16 protein-coding genes are annotated in these 16,507 nt (G+C 47.1%); 4 read left to right on the top strand and 12 right to left on the bottom strand.

From position 1 onward, the window contains the following. The 8 genes from MHB71_RS29375 to MHB71_RS29340 form a co-directional block, all read right to left on the bottom strand. Positions 1-1,749: a HAMP domain-containing sensor histidine kinase gene (locus MHB71_RS29375; RefSeq protein ID WP_340028330.1), complete on the bottom strand. Its 1,749-nt coding sequence runs from the start codon at positions 1,747-1,749 to the stop codon at positions 1-3. Further along, positions 1,746-2,426: a response regulator transcription factor gene (locus MHB71_RS29370; RefSeq protein WP_036606855.1), complete on the bottom strand. Its 681-nt coding sequence runs from the start codon at positions 2,424-2,426 to the stop codon at positions 1,746-1,748. Before MHB71_RS29370 ends, MHB71_RS29375 begins: the two co-directional genes overlap by 4 nt. 249 nt (positions 2,427-2,675) lie before the next feature. Beyond that, positions 2,676-3,488 carry a bifunctional hydroxymethylpyrimidine kinase/phosphomethylpyrimidine kinase gene (gene thiD, locus MHB71_RS29365; protein ID WP_017692191.1) on the bottom strand — a complete coding sequence of 271 codons (813 nt, stop codon included), beginning with the start codon at positions 3,486-3,488 and terminating at the stop codon, positions 2,676-2,678. A gap of 105 nt (positions 3,489-3,593) precedes the next feature. Then, entirely contained in the window at positions 3,594-4,292 is a 699-nt protein-coding gene (locus tag MHB71_RS29360; protein ID WP_340028329.1) for an ABC transporter permease, read from the bottom strand. Beyond that, positions 4,285-5,208, bottom strand: coding sequence for an ABC transporter ATP-binding protein (locus MHB71_RS29355; protein WP_340028328.1), 924 nt, complete (start codon positions 5,206-5,208; stop codon positions 4,285-4,287). Before MHB71_RS29355 ends, MHB71_RS29360 begins: the two co-directional genes overlap by 8 nt. Positions 5,209-5,335: 127 nt before the next feature. Further along, positions 5,336-6,268 (bottom strand): sensor histidine kinase, encoded by a 933-nt coding sequence (locus MHB71_RS29350; protein WP_340028327.1) that lies wholly within the window; start codon positions 6,266-6,268, stop codon positions 5,336-5,338. After that, positions 6,265-6,981 carry a response regulator transcription factor gene (locus MHB71_RS29345; protein WP_340028326.1) on the bottom strand — a complete coding sequence of 239 codons (717 nt, stop codon included), beginning with the start codon at positions 6,979-6,981 and terminating at the stop codon, positions 6,265-6,267. The genes MHB71_RS29350 and MHB71_RS29345 overlap by 4 nt, the downstream gene beginning before the upstream one ends. A gap of 153 nt (positions 6,982-7,134) precedes the next feature. Continuing rightward, a complete protein-coding gene (locus MHB71_RS29340) occupies positions 7,135-7,986 on the bottom strand; it encodes a DegV family protein (RefSeq protein WP_036606840.1) in 852 nt (283 codons plus the stop codon). A gap of 305 nt (positions 7,987-8,291) precedes the next feature. Between MHB71_RS29340 and MHB71_RS29335 the strand changes: the two genes are divergently transcribed. From MHB71_RS29335 to MHB71_RS29320, 4 genes are all read left to right on the top strand, one after another. After that, the gene (locus tag MHB71_RS29335) at positions 8,292-9,068 is read left to right on the top strand and encodes an ABC-2 family transporter protein (RefSeq protein WP_036606839.1); all 777 of its coding nucleotides are present in this window, start codon (positions 8,292-8,294) and stop codon (positions 9,066-9,068) included. Beyond that, positions 9,065-9,865 (top strand): ABC-2 family transporter protein, encoded by an 801-nt coding sequence (locus MHB71_RS29330; protein WP_340028325.1) that lies wholly within the window; start codon positions 9,065-9,067, stop codon positions 9,863-9,865. The genes MHB71_RS29335 and MHB71_RS29330 overlap by 4 nt, the downstream gene beginning before the upstream one ends. Positions 9,866-9,887: 22 nt before the next feature. After that, complete coding sequence (locus tag MHB71_RS29325) at positions 9,888-10,856, top strand: ATP-binding cassette domain-containing protein (RefSeq protein ID WP_340030238.1); 969 nt, start codon at positions 9,888-9,890, stop codon at positions 10,854-10,856. Positions 10,857-10,952: 96 nt separating this feature from the next. Further along, entirely contained in the window at positions 10,953-11,630 is a 678-nt protein-coding gene (locus MHB71_RS29320) for a succinylglutamate desuccinylase/aspartoacylase family protein (RefSeq protein WP_340028324.1), read from the top strand. An 86-nt stretch (positions 11,631-11,716) separates the two neighbouring features. Here the strand turns inward: MHB71_RS29320 and MHB71_RS29315 are convergent, their stop codons facing one another. The 4 genes from MHB71_RS29315 to MHB71_RS29300 form a co-directional block, all read right to left on the bottom strand. Beyond that, the gene (locus tag MHB71_RS29315) at positions 11,717-12,772 is read right to left on the bottom strand and encodes a serine hydrolase domain-containing protein (RefSeq protein ID WP_340028323.1); all 1,056 of its coding nucleotides are present in this window, start codon (positions 12,770-12,772) and stop codon (positions 11,717-11,719) included. A gap of 157 nt (positions 12,773-12,929) precedes the next feature. Then, on the bottom strand, positions 12,930-13,331 hold the full coding sequence (locus MHB71_RS29310) for a MerR family transcriptional regulator (protein ID WP_340028322.1): 402 nt from the start codon (positions 13,329-13,331) through the stop codon (positions 12,930-12,932). 26 nt (positions 13,332-13,357) lie between these two features. After that, entirely contained in the window at positions 13,358-14,836 is a 1,479-nt protein-coding gene (locus MHB71_RS29305; protein WP_340028321.1) for a prolyl oligopeptidase family serine peptidase, read from the bottom strand. 84 nt (positions 14,837-14,920) lie between these two features. Further along, on the bottom strand, positions 14,921-16,483 hold the full coding sequence (locus tag MHB71_RS29300) for a glycoside hydrolase family 32 protein (protein ID WP_340028320.1): 1,563 nt from the start codon (positions 16,481-16,483) through the stop codon (positions 14,921-14,923). Positions 16,484-16,507 lie beyond the last annotated feature (24 nt).

Below are 16,507 nucleotides of genomic sequence, written 5' to 3'. Positions count from 1 at the left end.
CTAGGCTTTAGGAAAAATAATATAAAAACGGACTCCATCCGGTGTATTCTCCACTCCATAACTGCACCCATGCAGATCAAGAATCTGCTTCGCAATGGCCAGACCAAGCCCGGTCCCCCCCATTTTACGATTACGTGAGCGCTCTACCCGATAGAACCTCTCCCATATATACTGCCGCTCAGCTTCAGCAATGTGCTCACCCTTGTTTTCAATGGAAATATGGACAAAACCTTCACGCCTGCTAATCTCAATAGTTATATCGGTATGTGGTATCGCATGACGTATAGCATTCATCATGATATTGAAAATAACTTGCTCCAGCTTGCTTCGGTCACCCTCAACCGTCTGTTCTGTTGTGGATACAAGCACCACATCCAATCCTTTGTCCTTCAGTTGCGGGCCCAGACGGCCGGCGATATCTTCAATCATGTCTGCCAGAGCAACAGCATCCGTATTCAATTGAACCGCTGAGGATTCCAGTCGCACCAGATCCAGCATCTCTTCAACCATCGTTTCCATTTTGATCGCCTCATCGGCAATGATCTCAATGTAACGCTCCCGTTTGCTCTCACTCACGCCATCTTTCAGCCCTTCAGAATATCCCTTAATAATGCTGATTGGAGTCTTAAGTTCATGTGATGCATCGGCAAAAAACTTGCGCTGACGCTGTTCAATCTCCTGCTTCATTTCCATATCTGTACGCATCTGCGAGTTGGCCTGCCTCAGCTCTTCCAGTGTCTGACCCAAGGTTCCCGATAAGGCATTAAGGCTGTTAGACAGACTGCCGATCTCATCATTACGCCGGATGGGTGATTTCACCGTGAAATCCAGCGTAGACATTTTCTTAGCGACATGGTTCAAGGCCAAGAGCGGCTTCGTTACAATTCGGGACAGGAGTAACGCCAGCAACAGAATCAATATAAATGCCCCTATGCCGAAATACGCATAGAACAAACGTGTTGCCTCATTCGCTTCCCTCATCTCCTGTAGAGAGGTGAGCGAGAAAATCAGTTGCTGCTCGGGTCCGGAACGATGCACTGGAGCAATGGTGATGACATTGCGAACACCGCTCCAGCTATCCATCCATTCTTCATTAAGCATTTTGCCATTCGCCAAGGCCAGTTGGTCTTCGGTGGACAACGGGAACCGACTATCCAGGGCTTGCACCAGCAGTCCCTGCCTCTGACTCCACGTTGCCAGATTGGGAAGAACGACCTCGGTCAATACGCCTGACCATTCCTTTACCGGTTCAATTGATTCCTGAAAGCTTTCTGTTCCCCATGCGGCAGAAGTGGCATCCTGGATTTTGAATGGATAGACCATGGATTCGCTGGCCGGACCTTTCACCGTCAGTTCTTGCCCATATTTCAGATGGGATGTAATCCAGCCAGCATTCTCACTATTGATAAACAAGGACAAGGACACCTTCACGTGACTTCCATCCTCTTGAAGCAACGTAATGTGGAACGGGTCATTAACCAGTCTTCCTTTATTCGTCAGAATGACCAGATGTGACTGATTCTGACGCATGAATTTCCCGGTCTCCTTGGCTAGCTGTAAATCACTCCAATGTCCATTGGAATATTGCTGTTCGAACTTGGACAGCTTTTTCTTCATACTGCTAACCTTTTGATGCTGATAGAAGTCGGGGAACCAGACCAACTGGGCAAAAACCGTCGTCCCATATAGAAGAACCAGACATCCTGCCATGACCAGGAAAAGCTTCATCGTTACGCCATTTCTTCTCATGCTTCTGCCTCGAAACGGTATCCAGTGCCAATCACCGTCCGGATACACTTGGCTTCATCACCCAATTTGCTCCGCAGCTTCTTGATGTGGGTATCTACAACACGTGAGTCCCCCTCAAAATCAAATCCCCAGATCCGATTCAAAATGGCATCCCGGGACAACACAATGCCTGCATTACGTACCAGATAAAGCAACAGATCATATTCCTTTGGTGCAAGTTCCACTTCAATTCCGTCCTTCTCCAGACGTCTGGCCCATGGATCAAGGGTTACCTGTCCGAAGCGAATCACACCCTGCTCTCGTCCAAATGCACCTTCAACACGCTTCATTAATGTCTCTGCACGTGCAACCAGCACACGTGGACTAAACGGCTTGGTGACGTAATCGTCTACGCCCAGCTGAAATCCATGAATTTTATCGTCATCCTCGGACCGTGCAGTCAGCATGATAATAGGTACGGTGGATTGGGATCGAATATGCCCACATAACGTCCATCCATCCATTTCAGGCATCAAAACATCCAGAATAACCAGATCTACCTCATGCAGAGCCAACAGTTCCAGTGCCTGTACTCCATGTTCAGCTTCTATGACGTTCCATTGTTCTTTTATGAAATAATCGGCCACAATCTCACGAATGCGGCTTTCATCTTCCACCAGAAGCACTGTTCTGATCATGGCCGACTCTCCTTTTAGATTTCTGATGATAACATACCTATTCCATGTGTCGTTCATGTGTCCACACATGTTTTGGAATGCTCCCATGATATATACGATTAATATAAGCCAAAAGTTACTAGTTTTTATAAAAATTCGCATAAAAAAGAAGCCATCAACGAGCAAGCTCCTGCTCATTGACAGCTACTTGAATGAAATCGAAGTGTGTTATCCAGAATTGATGCGCTACTGCGCGCTCCCTGGCAACACTTAACGTTGTTGCTCCAGACGGTGTGCCACATGCAGTGTCGGGCCAACAAAACGGTTTAGCGGGAATCCGCCGGCAATCGCTTTGGTCACGAAGGCTTTACCTTCACGAACAGCCTCTTTCACTGAAAGACCACGAGCCAACCCTGCGGTAATCGCAGCAGACGTTGTGCAGCCCGCACCATGAGTATATCCGGAGCCGACAACATCGGCTTCAAACCATTCGTAGTTGGTTCCATCATAGAGTAGATCCATTGCTTTACCCGGGCTAATGACACCTCTGTCCTTGATCAGAACATGTTTCGAGCCATGGGCATGAATTGCTGCTGCCGCTGCTTCCATTTGTTCCTTGGAGCGAATAGGTCCGCTCTTCGCCAGTTGGGATGCTTCGAACAGATTAGGTGTAACCAGATCAGCACCTGGCAACAGGAATTCGATCATCGCTTCCGTATTTTCCGGTTGCAGTACTTCGTCTGTACCTTTGCAGACCATTACCGGATCGATAACGATCTGTGGCAGACCGCTGCGGCGAATATGTTTTGCTACCAGTTCAATAATATCTACAGAACCGAGCATACCTGTCTTCATTGCATCGAAACCGATGCCGTCCAGAACCGTGCGAAGCTGCGCTTCAACCACATTTAATTCAACAGGAAAGACCTGGTGATCCCATGTTTCGGGCTCCATTGCCACAACCGTAGTCAGTACGGTCATGCCATACACACCCAGCTCCTGAAAAGTTTTCAAATCAGCTTGAATACCTGCACCGCCGCTCGTGTCCGAACCAGCTATTGTTAATGTTTTTGGAATCGTCATGGTAGTTGCATTCTCCTTCGTGTCTCAGTTGACATTATCCTATCCCTTGTACGAGCGGATGTCAATGGCATCTGAAGCCATACAGAGCATGGTTTTCCGAATGATTCAGTTCACATCTTTTGTCTCCAGACGAACCATGGACATCGAAGCAATCCATATCCCTATTGCTCCAAGGGTCAGAGGAATAATAATAAGAGAATGAATGGAAACTTCCGACCCGTTGAATCCGGAGCAGACAATCGAAACCAGCAAAATGGACGAGACCATTGTAGTTGTAACAGAATGCTTACGCATACCGAAGAATAGGGGAATGAGTGCCATACACGCAGCCGATAAAGAACTTATACTGTACTTCACCAGAAGTCCCAATATATCCAGATTCGTCAGTGATTCAGGAATGAAGGAGTAGAATTGATTAACAATCAACAATAGTGAGCCCATGAACAGATCGTTAACCATAATCATCACAAATGTAAAACCAAACACGATAATCAATTTGGCAGCGATGATTTTATGACGCTGGATGGGATAGGTGAACATGACGTTCATCGTTTTATTTCTATACTCACTGATCACCAGCTTGGATAATAAAGCTCCTGCAAATATGATAAAGGTCGCTCTCACAAACGTATCAATAATCATAAAGGCGGTCTGGTAATCGGCATAGGCATAATCTTCTGCTCCCACATCCACGAATCCAATCATGATCAGGAAAAGAAGAATGGCTATGCTGGCAATACCTGCACCTGCAAAATTACGTGCAAAACGGTGCTTCCGCATCTCAAGTCTGATTAGTTTAAGCAACGTCTTCATCCCCTTTCACAAGCTTCATGAAGTGTTCTTCCAGGGAATGAGCCCGTTTGGATATCGATTCGATCTCAATGCCGTGTTGGATCAGCTTGGTGTTCAGTTCTGATGGAATAATTCCCGGATCATAGATGCGTAACGTTTGGTCGTCAACCAGTTTATAATTACTCAAACCAAGCTGGTGTTCAATGACATAGGTCGCTTTGCGGATATCCACCGCCTGTAACTCGATGTACTCATTTTGACTTCCACGAATGCTCTCCATCGATACTTCCTCCACCAAACGACCGCCGCGAATGACACCAACTGTGTCCGCAATCTGCTCTATCTCGCCAAGGATGTGACTGGAAACCAGCAGGGTAATGCGATACTCATTGCTAAGGCGCTTGAACAAATCTCGCATCTCCCGGATCCCTACAGGATCCAATCCGTTGATCGGTTCATCCAGAATGAGCAGTTCAGGTGTGGTTATAAGTGCACGAGCCAGTCCCAGCCTCTGCTTCATGCCCAAGGAGAAGTCCTTGACCGGTTTCTTGCCTGTACCCTTCAGCCCTACCATTTCCATCGTATTGTCGATGATCTTTTTGTTGTGAAACCCCATGTATTCACAGTGAAGTTCCAGATTCTCGCGAGCAGACAGCCTATCGTAGAAAAAAGGATATTCAATAATGCTGCCCATTCGCTTCAGCACTTCATAAGAGGTCGGCGTAAGCTTCTCCCCAAACAGTTCTATCTCCCCTGTGGTTGGTTTGACGAGATTGGTGAGCATCTTCATGATGGTTGTTTTACCAGCACCATTCGGACCGAGGAATCCATAGATCTCACCTTGCTTAATATTCATATTGACGTTGGATACAACCTCCACCCCTTCATATACTTTGGTCACATCTATTGTTCGTGCGATATAATTCATCGTCCTTGTTCTCCTTTACGTCCCCTGTCCGGGTTCCTATATCTATATTGTAAAGAGAAAAGTCTTCTTTTTTATTAATCAAATCTTACAAAAACCTTAAGTCTGACCGGACACGCCAACGCAGGGTCTACCAAGCCTTTAAGGTAACCGAGAATACAGTCCGTTGATGTGGCACACTATGCAAGTGAATACTTCCACCCATCCGCTCAACTAGCCGTTTCGTAATGGTCAGACCCAGGCCACTGCCTTGATAGAGTCGATTGCGGGAATCCTCCAGTGTATACATGCGTTCAAACACACGGCTATGCTCGCTCTCAGGAATCCCTTTTCCCTGATCCCAGATTTGTAACGTCACAGGTGCACCTATTGAATGATCAAGTGAAAGTCCCAGTACCTTACCCTCTGCTCCATATTTCATTCCATTGGTAATGAGATTATCCAGCACACGGTCCAATGCTTCTTCATTCGCTTGCACGAAGAGATCACCATCAGGTATCTCCAGCTCCACGTGCAACCCCAGATTCGTCAACATTTCATAAAAGGAAAGCATCTTCAACCGGCATAATTCACTTAAATTCACCCGACTAAGTACCAGTTCCGTATCTCCGGATTCCAGCTTCGCCAGATCAAAAAAGGAATGGATCAAACGCAACACTTCCTGCGCCTTATCTTGTATTTTCTCCGTCATCATCTTCCGTTCCTGATCGGTCAGTGATGGGCTGTGCAGCAAGGTCTCACTATAACCCAGCACAACGGTGAGTGGCGTTTTCAGATCATGCGAAATGTTGGAGAGCATATTACGCATCTCCTTCTCCTGGTTAGCATAACCGGCCTTAGCACGGTGCGCATGATCCAGCAGCTGGTTCATGTCTTTCAAAAGCTGACTGACTTGGTCATCACTATTGAATACAAGTAAACGCTCAAAGGTGCCTTGATCCAGAATAGCAGATATTTTCTGATGAATATAAGACAGGTGTTGGGTGCGTTTCCGCAAGCTCATCCACAATCCAATGACGGCAATGGCCAGAATACCCGTCGTGACGGCAAAAATCAGTGTCATCCCTGCTCCGCCTCCAGCTTATATCCGATGCCCCAGAGTGTCTTGATATACTGGGGATCCGAAGGGTCCGCCTCCAGTTTCTCACGCAGACGACGCATATGTACGTTAATGATATTTTCGTCTCCATAATAATGATCGTTCCAGACGGAAGCGTAGATCTGCGCCTTGGTGAACACTTTGCCAGGATGGGTAACTAACAGCTTCAGAATGCCAAATTCCTTGGATGTCAGCTTGACGGGTGTACCTTCACGTTCCACCTCGTACGTCTCCATGTCAACTACGAGTCCTCCAATGTGAATACGCTGATCTTTAGCCACTTCAGCCACAGGGGGAGTGGTATAATTGGCGCGGCGAATCGCAGCTTTGATGCGGGCAGTCAGTTCGATTAACGAGAAAGGTTTGCTCAAGTAATCATCTGCACCGAAGCCCAGACCTAATGCTTTGTCCACCTCCCCATCCTTCGCAGACAGAATGAGCACAGGTACCAGACTGACTGCCCGAATGGTTTGCAGCACATCCATCCCACTTTTGCGGGGCAGCATCAGATCCAGAATAACCAGATCATACCCGGGTTGTGACTGGCTGAACTGACGTTCTGCCTCTAAGCCGTCATATGCATAAGTGACGTCGTAGCCCTCTTTTTCCAAGTATGGCCCGACCATCTCACTAATTGAACGATCATCTTCAACAAGCAACAAGCGGTGACTTAACACATGTTTCCCTCCAACATGAACAGTTTTCTTTATTACCTCACAGTTTGTTTGAATTGGCAATGATATACGAAAAAACCTGACAGGAGCAACACTTTGACATCAAGTGTGTTTCCTGCCAGGTCTATGAGAGTTTATAGATGAGTGCTTATACGTCTAGTCTCTATATCCGTTTTCGCTGTGTATCCAGCACAGTCCAATGGTTCCTGCACCTGCATGAATACTCACCACAGGGATAAACGGCATGATTTCGGTCTTTAATTTAGGGAGCAGATTGGCAATCTGCTTCTTGATCGTGACGGCTTCTTCCTGATTGTTCGCATGCATAATGCACACATGCTTTACTTTCTCCACATCCAGCTTGAGCATATCCAGCATGCGCTCTTTTGTCCGCTTGAACGTGCGAATTTTCTCATTCACAACCACTTTGCCCTCTTCAAATCGAAGCAGCAGATGGATCTTGAGCAGTTGACTGATGATCAGCTGTGTGCCCGACACCCGGCCACTGCGGTGAAGATGCTGAAGACTGGCCGGTATGAGGTAAAAGGACATGTTATCAATCATCTGTTCAATGTTTACTTTGATCTCGGCAGCTGAACATCCCTGCTTCTGCCATTCCAGTCCTTGCATAATCATCTCACGGTGAGGATAGGCACCTGCCTTCGAATCAATTGCGGTCACCGTCACTCCTGCAATCTCTGCAGCCTGCATGGACGTATGCAGCGTTCCGCTAAGCTCTGTAGAGCAATGAATCGTAATAATCTCATCGTACTTGTCTTTGAGCGACTCATACAGTTCAATGAATTCGCCAATGGGTGGCTGCGAACTGCTCGCACGTGAAGCCTCCGCAAGTTTCTCATAGAACATTTCAGATGTAATGTCATCGGTTTCCCGGTAACATTCCTCTCCAAATACGATGCGCAGCGGTACGATGTAGATATGATTTTGCTCCGCAAAAACGGGATCCAGTGTACTGGTACTATCGGTGACCCATGCAATTTTCTTCATGACATCCTTCTCTCTTGCCGGATTGTTCGTTCTGTATCCTCAATCGTCAAGCACAAGCCCGGCGGTTTATTTAAAATTTGAATATTTCACATTGTAAACGTTTGCGATACTACCTCTCAATTATAAATGAACGGACAGACCGTTGTCTTGTGGCGCAATCATGAACACCCCTGTTAATACCATTATTAGCTAAAAAAATGTCTTGCCTGTGAAGGAATAAATTGGTATGCTGTTGTCCTTCTCTCTTTTTCGCCTTGACTGAAGTGAACGGAAACGCCGTTCAATCCACTTATCGGAGGTGTCACATGCTTTATTTCACTCTGGCTTCCAAAGCCTACTCCCGGAATCTGCAATACCGCGGGGCACACATGGTACATAACTTGGCAAGCGCCATGTTTGGTTACATGTATGCCTGCCTCTGGATCGGCATCGGGGCCGACCATACTCTCGGAGAATATGGGACACAGGGAATGATCAGTTACATTGCGTTCACGCAATCCTCTCTCTGGATCTCGGGTTTTCTCACGAACGGATTGGGTATTCCCTTATCCGTCAGGACAGGGCAGATCGCACTGGATCTGATGAGGCCTGTTCATCTGTTCACCCACCTGATGGCACGCGAATGGGGGCAGATTGCCTACCAGTTCGTGTACAAAAGTATTCCGATCTACCTGCTCTTCTCCATTGTCTTTTCCCTGCATTGGCCCTCAGACGTTTCAACACTATTCTATGCCGCACTTGGTCTTGCCGGCGCCGCATACTTATCCATCTGTATGAACTACATCATTGGTGCCACGTCGATGTGGACCACGGAGTCCTCTTGGCTTCACTGGGGCAATCACGCGATGATGAATCTGCTGGCTGGTTTTTTCATTCCGCTGGAATGGCTACCGAACTGGCTTGAACAACTTGCCTGGATATCACCCTACCCTTTCCTGCTCTATGTACCTACCCGAATCTATCTTGGTTTCGAAGATGGCTCCTTGTTATGGGGAACCTTGCTTTGGTGTGTCTTTATGACGTTGATCTGTCTTGCGATTACCCAAGTGTTACGTCGTAAAGTGGAGGTACAAGGCGGATGAAGCGAACTTCCTGGTTCAATTTATATAAAATGCTCATTCGAACAAGCATCCGCAGTCGGATGCAATACAAGTTCAATTTCATCATGGCGTCCGTACTGGCCGCTTTAATTCAGATCTCCGAGTTTCTGATGGTTGCTCTCGTGCTGCACAAATTCGGAGCAATTAAAGGCTGGTCCCTCCATGAGATCGGTTATCTCTTTGCCATCATGACGTTATCCAAAACACTGTATCGGACATTCGGTAATGAGGTTCACCATCTGGAAAAATATCTGGTTAATGGTGAGCTTGATCAACTGTTAACACGTCCCATGCCCGTATTGCTGGCACTGCTGCCGCAAAACTTCCGCATCATGGCTGGAGAAGTCCTGCAAGGCGGGTTCATTCTCTGCTGGTCATTGGCAGGCATGATGCATAGCGGACAGATTGGCTGGGTAGCCATTCCCTTCTCCCTGTTCATTATCCTGACCGGTGCAGTCATTCTCTTTTCCATAGGACTTGCTACCGCCACACTCGGATTCTGGACCACACGTATCGAGGAATTACAGACGATCACTGAGGATGCAGCACGAACAGCTGCCCAATATCCGCTAACGTTATATCCCAAATGGATGTCTGGCATTCTGCTAACGGTGATTCCGGTGGGATTCGTCAACTACATTCCGTCACTGTACCTGCTACGGGGTGAAGGAGGAGCGTGGATTCTTGTTGCTGTGGCGGCGGTTGCCGTACTGAGTTTGGCTGCAAGTCTGCGTTTCTGGCAATTCGGCATGACCAAATATCAAAGTACAGGTAGCTAAGGAGGCGTAACGAATCATGAACATGATCACAGCACGGCATCTGCAAAAGGAATTCAAAACTCCTGTTATTCGCGAAGGACGTTTCTCCGGTCTACGTACTTTATTTTCACGTGAGTATGTGTCCAAGGAAGCGGTACGCGATATCAGTTTTGATATCGGCCCAGGGGAATTTGTGGGTTACATCGGTCCGAACGGGGCTGGCAAGTCTACCACGATCAAAATGCTGACAGGTATCCTGCACCCAACCTCGGGTGAGGTAAAGCTTGACGGTATGAACCCACATCAGGACAGGCGCAGGACCGTTGGTCGACTAGGCGTTGTGTTTGGACAGCGCAGTCAGCTCTGGTGGGATCTGCCCGTGAAAGATTCATATGATATTCTGGCCGAGATGTACGGCGTTCGTGCCGAGGATAAAAAGAAACGGCTGTCCCAGTTCGCCGAGCTGCTGGACCTTGAATCGTTCTGGGCCACGCCTGTCCGCAAGCTCTCGCTTGGACAACGCATGCGTGCCGATCTCGCAGCTTCCATGCTGCATGATCCCGAACTGCTTTTTCTCGATGAACCAACGATTGGACTGGATGTGAACGCAAAGCGGAACATTCGTCAATTTCTACGTACATTAAATGAAACGTTTGGCAAAACGATTTTGCTGACTACACATGACATGGACGACATTGAGCAGTTATGCAGCCGGGTCATGGTGATTAACCATGGTCAACTGACCTATGACGGTACGATCTCGTCACTTCGCGAAACCATCGGACTACCTACGCTGATTCGGGTAACGTTCCGAGGAGAGTTCCACATCCCGGATGTTGTGTCGTCCGCGATACATATTTCTGGAGTGGAAGGACAGATTGTCACCGTGGAAGTGAACCGGAAGGAATGGAGCACAATGGACATTCTGAAACAGTTGGAGCACTGGGGTGAGATTGAAGATGTAGAGATGAAAGAACCCGATTTTGAAGATATCATTCATCGGGTGTATTAGTCGGCCCATTTTGTGAGGAAATAGGATGAAGACCTGTTCTTACGCCGTTACATGAAAGAGGGACATGGCGTACTGTAATAACGGAGGTGAAGTGTCATGCTTGTGACCAAACATGTCCTTCTAGCATCCACCGTACACGCTACTCCCTACTTCATTGTACGTGGCATGATGCCGGGACCCGTGATGTTCATTACATCCGGGGTTCACGGGAATGAAACGGCGAGTGTGGCCGCTGCGCAAAAACTCGCAGATGATATTGCGACAGGTCGTCACGCCATTCAGCGAGGGCTGTTAATTATCGTGCCACGCGTGAACCAACAAGCCTACGCAAAGAAAATCAGAGGCAAGCCAGATCTGAATCGTACGTTTCCACGCCGTATGTCAGGCAAGGCCAAGCATCCGCTAGCTACGGCAGTTTTTCAGCTGGCGCGTGAACATCGGGCCGACTGGTGGCTCGATCTGCATGAAGCCAACGGCCTGTCTCAACTGAGTTCACGAGTGCTTGGACAGACGTTGATCACCAATCCCGGCAGTCGGACGATTCCAGCTTGCAGAAGAGTTATCGAACGGATGAATCGGTCGATTGCCATTCATGATCGTCATTTTAACCTCAAGCAGCATGAATTGCCGGGATCTGCCCGTACAGCGGCTTCAAGACTATTACAAGCCCGTTCCGTCACGGTGGAGACCTGTTGGAGTCTGAAACGCTCAACTCGTATCAAGTATCAGACGAAGATTGTGCACCATTTTCTGCGTGAAGCAGGTATGTCATGATCAAGACTATTAAGATAGAACGAAAAAAAACCTCCAACAGAGAGCGCCGAAGTACATCCTCAGGCGATCTCTATTGGAGGTTTTTTTTATCTCTGCATCATGGCTTCCAGTATTTTATTACCCACGGGATCCAGCGGCATGAGTGGATAAAGGTCTTTTTTAGTTATAAACTTGAATATCGCATCCAGATACTCATCCACAATTGAGGCTGATCCAAAACAATAATTGGACAATAATACGATGCCTATACCCTGTTCCTTGTTTATAGCCAAATAACTGGAGAAACCAAATGTGCCACCGTTATGCCAGAGTATATTCTGATCTGAGATGTTATCACTAAACCAGGCGTAATGATGAGTCGAATCTCCAATCATTACAGGCATGTGACTTTGTTGCATTGCAGAGGCTGGCGGATGATCTTCATTCAGATTGGCCTGTACAAATAAACACATATCGTAAAGAGATGACTTGATTGCCCCTGCCCCTTCATGTACACCAGTATCCCAGTGAGGCATATTTTTCCCCGTTGACGTATGTCCATCCACAAATCTGCCATTCTGTTCTGCATTCAGCATAACAGCTGTCTCCGTCATGTTTAATGGACCTGTGATATTTTTTTTCAGCAGATCGTCATATGTACTGCCTGATACTTTACATAGGATATAACCAAGTAAGCCCACGCCGGTATTGGAATACTCAAATGAACCCATCTGATCCGTAAAGTCAGCATCCGATAAAAAAGCAAGTAAATCATCCTCCGTATAATTTGAATACGGATTGTATCGATTTTTCTTCGAGGACAGGTTTGTGGCAACTCCGGGTAATCCAGAGGTATGCGTTGCAAGACTTTTTAAGGTAACCTTATTCAAATAATCGTTTTTACCGTTGTGTATGTACTTGCCAACCGTGTCATCCGCGGAAAGCTGCTGTTGACGCTCCAATTCTAATAGAAGGATCGATGTAAAAAGTTTGGTTACAGAGCCGATTTCGAACAACCTATGTTCAGGAGCAGCCACACTCTTCTTTTTGGGATTGCCCAATGAATGATATTCGATATCTCCCTTTGTAATGATGCCAATCTCAAGATGCAGATGTTTCTTTCCTTTGATGTAATCGGATACAAAACCTTGTAAATCCCTCATAGAAAATGTTACTCCTCTTGTGGTGTGAATTTCATTATTGAAATCACGTTAACCACCATTATGTATTGGCAAACTACACTATGTATTCTTTCTAAATCTCCGATTCCCTGCTCAATAGTCCACGCCTGTTTTCTCCTAAACAGGAAAAGAGCCGCGATTACGGCTCTTTCTTCTGCACCCTGAACGATTGAATATAATTGTCGATATCGTCCTCCGGTGTATGCAACAGTCGTGCCAGATTAATCTGCAGCTGTTCCAGATGGTCAATATGCTTCTGAATGTCAGTGATGCGTTCGCGTACAAGGGTTTTTAACGTTTCCTTTTCCATGTCTTCCTGACTGAGTAACTGTAACGTATCCTGTATTTCCTTTAGAGAGTAACCCAGCGACTGGGCATCCTTAATGAATTTAATCTTCACCAAATAATCCTCAGTATACACCCGATATCCGTTGGAGGAACGACGGGGAGCAGGCAGAATTCCACTATCTTCGTAATAACGGAGGGTTGCCATACTTACAGCGGTACGCTTGGCCAACATTCCTCTTGTCATGGTTTCCATGCCTACTCCTCCACCTTTCTACGGATTTATTGTGTTTGTTCGTTGCGTATCTTAGTATATGTGGCATCATAGGTGACCTCGGGAAATTGCGCTGAAGAACCTTGCAGCAATGGCTGCTCTTTCCCTTTCAGATAACGGTCAAAGAATGCCAGCGCATAGGATCTGGTTATATCCACATTATGTTCTGGCGTCATACCTCTGGCAAACATTTTTGGTGAAATTAACGAAATATCCGTAAAGCTTTGATGAAATAAATTCTCCACTGTCAGATAATAGGTATCATTAAGACTGTTTGACATCACCCGATCCAAATCAGGCTCAAACTCGGGATAAAATACTTTATCCTTGGCAGTGGCGTCCGGGTCCAGACTTTTGGCTGTCCCACCCGACATGATATACATAAACGGCTGTTTCAAGGCTGTTGTGGATACTTTACCCCAGAAACCGCCTTCCAAACTAAGTCCTGCTTTGAAACGGTCATCCTGAGCCAGCGCTTCCGCCGTGGTTGCACCGCCGTAGGAGTGACCAAAGATACCGACAGAATCCAGATCAAGCTTGCCTTCGAGCAATTGATTCGGATCATGTGAATTCCACTGTGTGAGAGTGTCCAGTACAAAGCTTGCATCCTCTGCACGAATACCTATACCTTTTATATTATATTGATATAGTTCTTTGGAGGTTGGGAAGTCAGGGTCCGGCTGATAAGAAGCGACATCGCCATCCGAGAATGTAACTTGTGCAGATGTATACGGATGGTCGATACCAACCACAATGTAGCCGTTGCTCACAAGTTCCTCAATCGCGGTCATACTTTGAAAGCGAGTAGAACGTATCCCTGGTGAAAACAGTAAAACAGGATACTTGCTCTGTGCGGCAGATACCTCGGCACCTTTAACAACATGCGTCGGAATCGTGTCAAGGTAACTGAATACCACTGGTGGAATACCAAATACCAGGCTGATCGCCTCTCCCAATTCGGCAGGATAATGCTCTAGCGGCAATCCTTTGGCTGTTTCCTGATCTACAGGATACCAGACATTGATCATGAGTTCCCGCTTGTCGCCCGGTTCAACCGATTTCGTTTCTTCCCGGGAATCATCCGTTAACTGCTGCGAAAAGGTTCCTATGGCAAATGAACCCGTCGATTCGGGCATCGTGAATGCAGGGAATAACGACGTCAACACCATTGTACCTGCACTAAGAGCCAGCACCAGAATGGATGCCAAAATGGTTTTGAACCACGATCGACGTTTCTGTTTCTGTGTATTCTGAATATTGCACCGTGACTTCCATAATTGAACGGACAATACAATCAGTAAAACAAAGGCCACGATATAGGTAGGCATCAACTGCAAACGAAAATGATCCATTCCCCCATGCAAAAGGATAGCCAGTGCCAGTGCCGACAACGTACCGCCCCCCACTACCCGATGTTTGGGAGCCACCCAAATAACCACTGCGCTAATAACTGTCACGATTACCAAAATCCATTCTAAAATTCTCATTATTCAGCCTCCAATATTTCTTGATAAAAAAAGAATAAACCTTGAAGCATACTTCAAGGTCAAGGCTGTATTTTAGAAAAGATTTTATCGAGGAATTCGTAAATCCCATTTCCGAAGTTCGGTCAACGTGCACGTTCCGGACGAGAAAGCCTTAATAACTGTTGAGTTCGGCCCAGGATAGATCCGTCCTGTCATCACTTGCTCCCCCTGCTGAATGAACACCTCAATGGAGCTGACATCCATAAAGATATGAAGTTCCAGTTTCCCGTCAAGCAGTTCCACTGTTGCAGCTCGTTCTCCGCCCGGCCCTTGTCCGGCCTGCTCGCGATTCAAGCATAAACGCCGCTGCTCCACATCATAGGAAATCACGGTTTCTTCATCCTCACCCGTGCGCAGCTTTAACCCAAAGTGTTGTGCCTGTTCCGCTTCGAATACAGCATACAGTTCGTAACGGTCTCCACTGATTCCAAGATCAAAATCATGTTCATCACCATTTAAATGTATACCATACTGCTCGGTGCCTTCCGACCTGTACTGTATAAGTTCGGAAAGAGGCTGGAATATCAATCGTTCTCCCCTACGAATCAATTGTCTTGGCAACGTCATCGCTCCAGCCCAGGCATGGGACTGTTGTGTCGGGATTTCCGTTTCCCACGTATCCATCCAAGCCACCATGATTCGTCGTCCCTGTGCATCCTCCATCGTCTGAGGTGCGTAAAAGTCGAAGCCACAGTCCAACGGAACGTACTGCTCGTACTTCAACACACCCTGGTCTTCATCCAGCGTTCCCATCATATAAACGGTCGAATGCAAGTTGCGATAGTTATCTCCCTGAGCAGGCATGCGTTGCGGAGACATGATCAGAATATCTCGGCCATCCAGTGTGAACAGATCGGGACATTCCCAATTGTCGCCAAGCGTCCCGTCACTCTGGGCCATAATGTTGACATAACTCCAATCCAGCAAGTCCGTTGAGCGGTATAACAGAATGACACCTTTGCCCGCAGCATCATTCGATCCAAGGACGCAATAGTACACACTGTTTCGTTCAAACACTTTCGGATCACGGAAGTCCTTCGTACTCGTATGCTCCGGAATCTGATCCAGCCGAATGACCGGATTCATCGTGCTTTTGACAAAATCAATCCCATTGTCCGAGACAGCGATATTCTGTGTCTGCAAGTAATCGTTATCCTTGTCAGGTCCAGTCACGACATGTCCCGTGTACATCAGCACCAACTTGCCATCCTGCACGATTGCACTTCCGGAGAAACAGCCTCCACTGTCGTAGCTCTGATCGGGCGCCAGTGCAACAGGCAGGTAAGACCACGTAACCAAATCACGGCTCACCGCATGGCCCCAGTGCATCGGCCCCCATACCGGTTCATAGGGATAATGCTGATAGAACAAATGATACATCCCACCGAAGTATATGAAGCCGTTGGGATCATTCATCCAGCCCACCTCTGGCATCAAATGATAGGCCATTCGATAGGTTGGATCAACCTGATGTCGATGCTCCTTGATATATGCGTTGGCCCGGGCGAGTGTATACCTCTCCTTCGTTTGAGCCGAAGAACTCGTCAGTCCAAGGTCTGTCTCTTGCCTTGTGTCTATTTCCTGCTTCTCGTGTCGTTCCTGGTTCATATGTCCTTCACTCCTGTCTCTCTC

The sequence above is a fragment of the Paenibacillus sp. FSL H7-0940 genome (genome assembly GCF_037979415.1).
Lineage (GTDB): Bacteria > Bacillota > Bacilli > Paenibacillales > Paenibacillaceae > Paenibacillus > Paenibacillus amylolyticus.
The sequence above is the reverse complement of the archived record's forward strand: the minus strand, read 5'-3'. Positions and strand labels throughout refer to the sequence as shown.

Coding starts and splice junctions, on each gene's coding strand:
- MHB71_RS29300 (WP_340028320.1), bottom strand. CDS start 16,483: ATGAACCAGGAACGACACGAGAAGCAGGAAATAGACACAAGGCAAGAG.
- thiD (WP_017692191.1), bottom strand. CDS start 3,488: ATGACGATTCCAAAAACATTAACAATAGCTGGTTCGGACACGAGCGGC.
- MHB71_RS29320 (WP_340028324.1), top strand. CDS start 10,953: ATGCTTGTGACCAAACATGTCCTTCTAGCATCCACCGTACACGCTACT.
- MHB71_RS29355 (WP_340028328.1), bottom strand. CDS start 5,208: ATGAATTATATCGCACGAACAATAGATGTGACCAAAGTATATGAAGGG.
- MHB71_RS29330 (WP_340028325.1), top strand. CDS start 9,065: ATGAAGCGAACTTCCTGGTTCAATTTATATAAAATGCTCATTCGAACA.
- MHB71_RS29350 (WP_340028327.1), bottom strand. CDS start 6,268: ATGACACTGATTTTTGCCGTCACGACGGGTATTCTGGCCATTGCCGTC.
- MHB71_RS29340 (WP_036606840.1), bottom strand. CDS start 7,986: ATGAAGAAAATTGCATGGGTCACCGATAGTACCAGTACACTGGATCCC.
- MHB71_RS29310 (WP_340028322.1), bottom strand. CDS start 13,331: ATGGAAACCATGACAAGAGGAATGTTGGCCAAGCGTACCGCTGTAAGT.
- MHB71_RS29370 (WP_036606855.1), bottom strand. CDS start 2,426: ATGATCAGAACAGTGCTTCTGGTGGAAGATGAAAGCCGCATTCGTGAG.
- MHB71_RS29325 (WP_340030238.1), top strand. CDS start 9,888: ATGATCACAGCACGGCATCTGCAAAAGGAATTCAAAACTCCTGTTATT.
- MHB71_RS29305 (WP_340028321.1), bottom strand. CDS start 14,836: ATGAGAATTTTAGAATGGATTTTGGTAATCGTGACAGTTATTAGCGCA.
- MHB71_RS29375 (WP_340028330.1), bottom strand. CDS start 1,749: ATGAGAAGAAATGGCGTAACGATGAAGCTTTTCCTGGTCATGGCAGGA.
- MHB71_RS29335 (WP_036606839.1), top strand. CDS start 8,292: ATGCTTTATTTCACTCTGGCTTCCAAAGCCTACTCCCGGAATCTGCAA.
- MHB71_RS29315 (WP_340028323.1), bottom strand. CDS start 12,772: ATGAGGGATTTACAAGGTTTTGTATCCGATTACATCAAAGGAAAGAAA.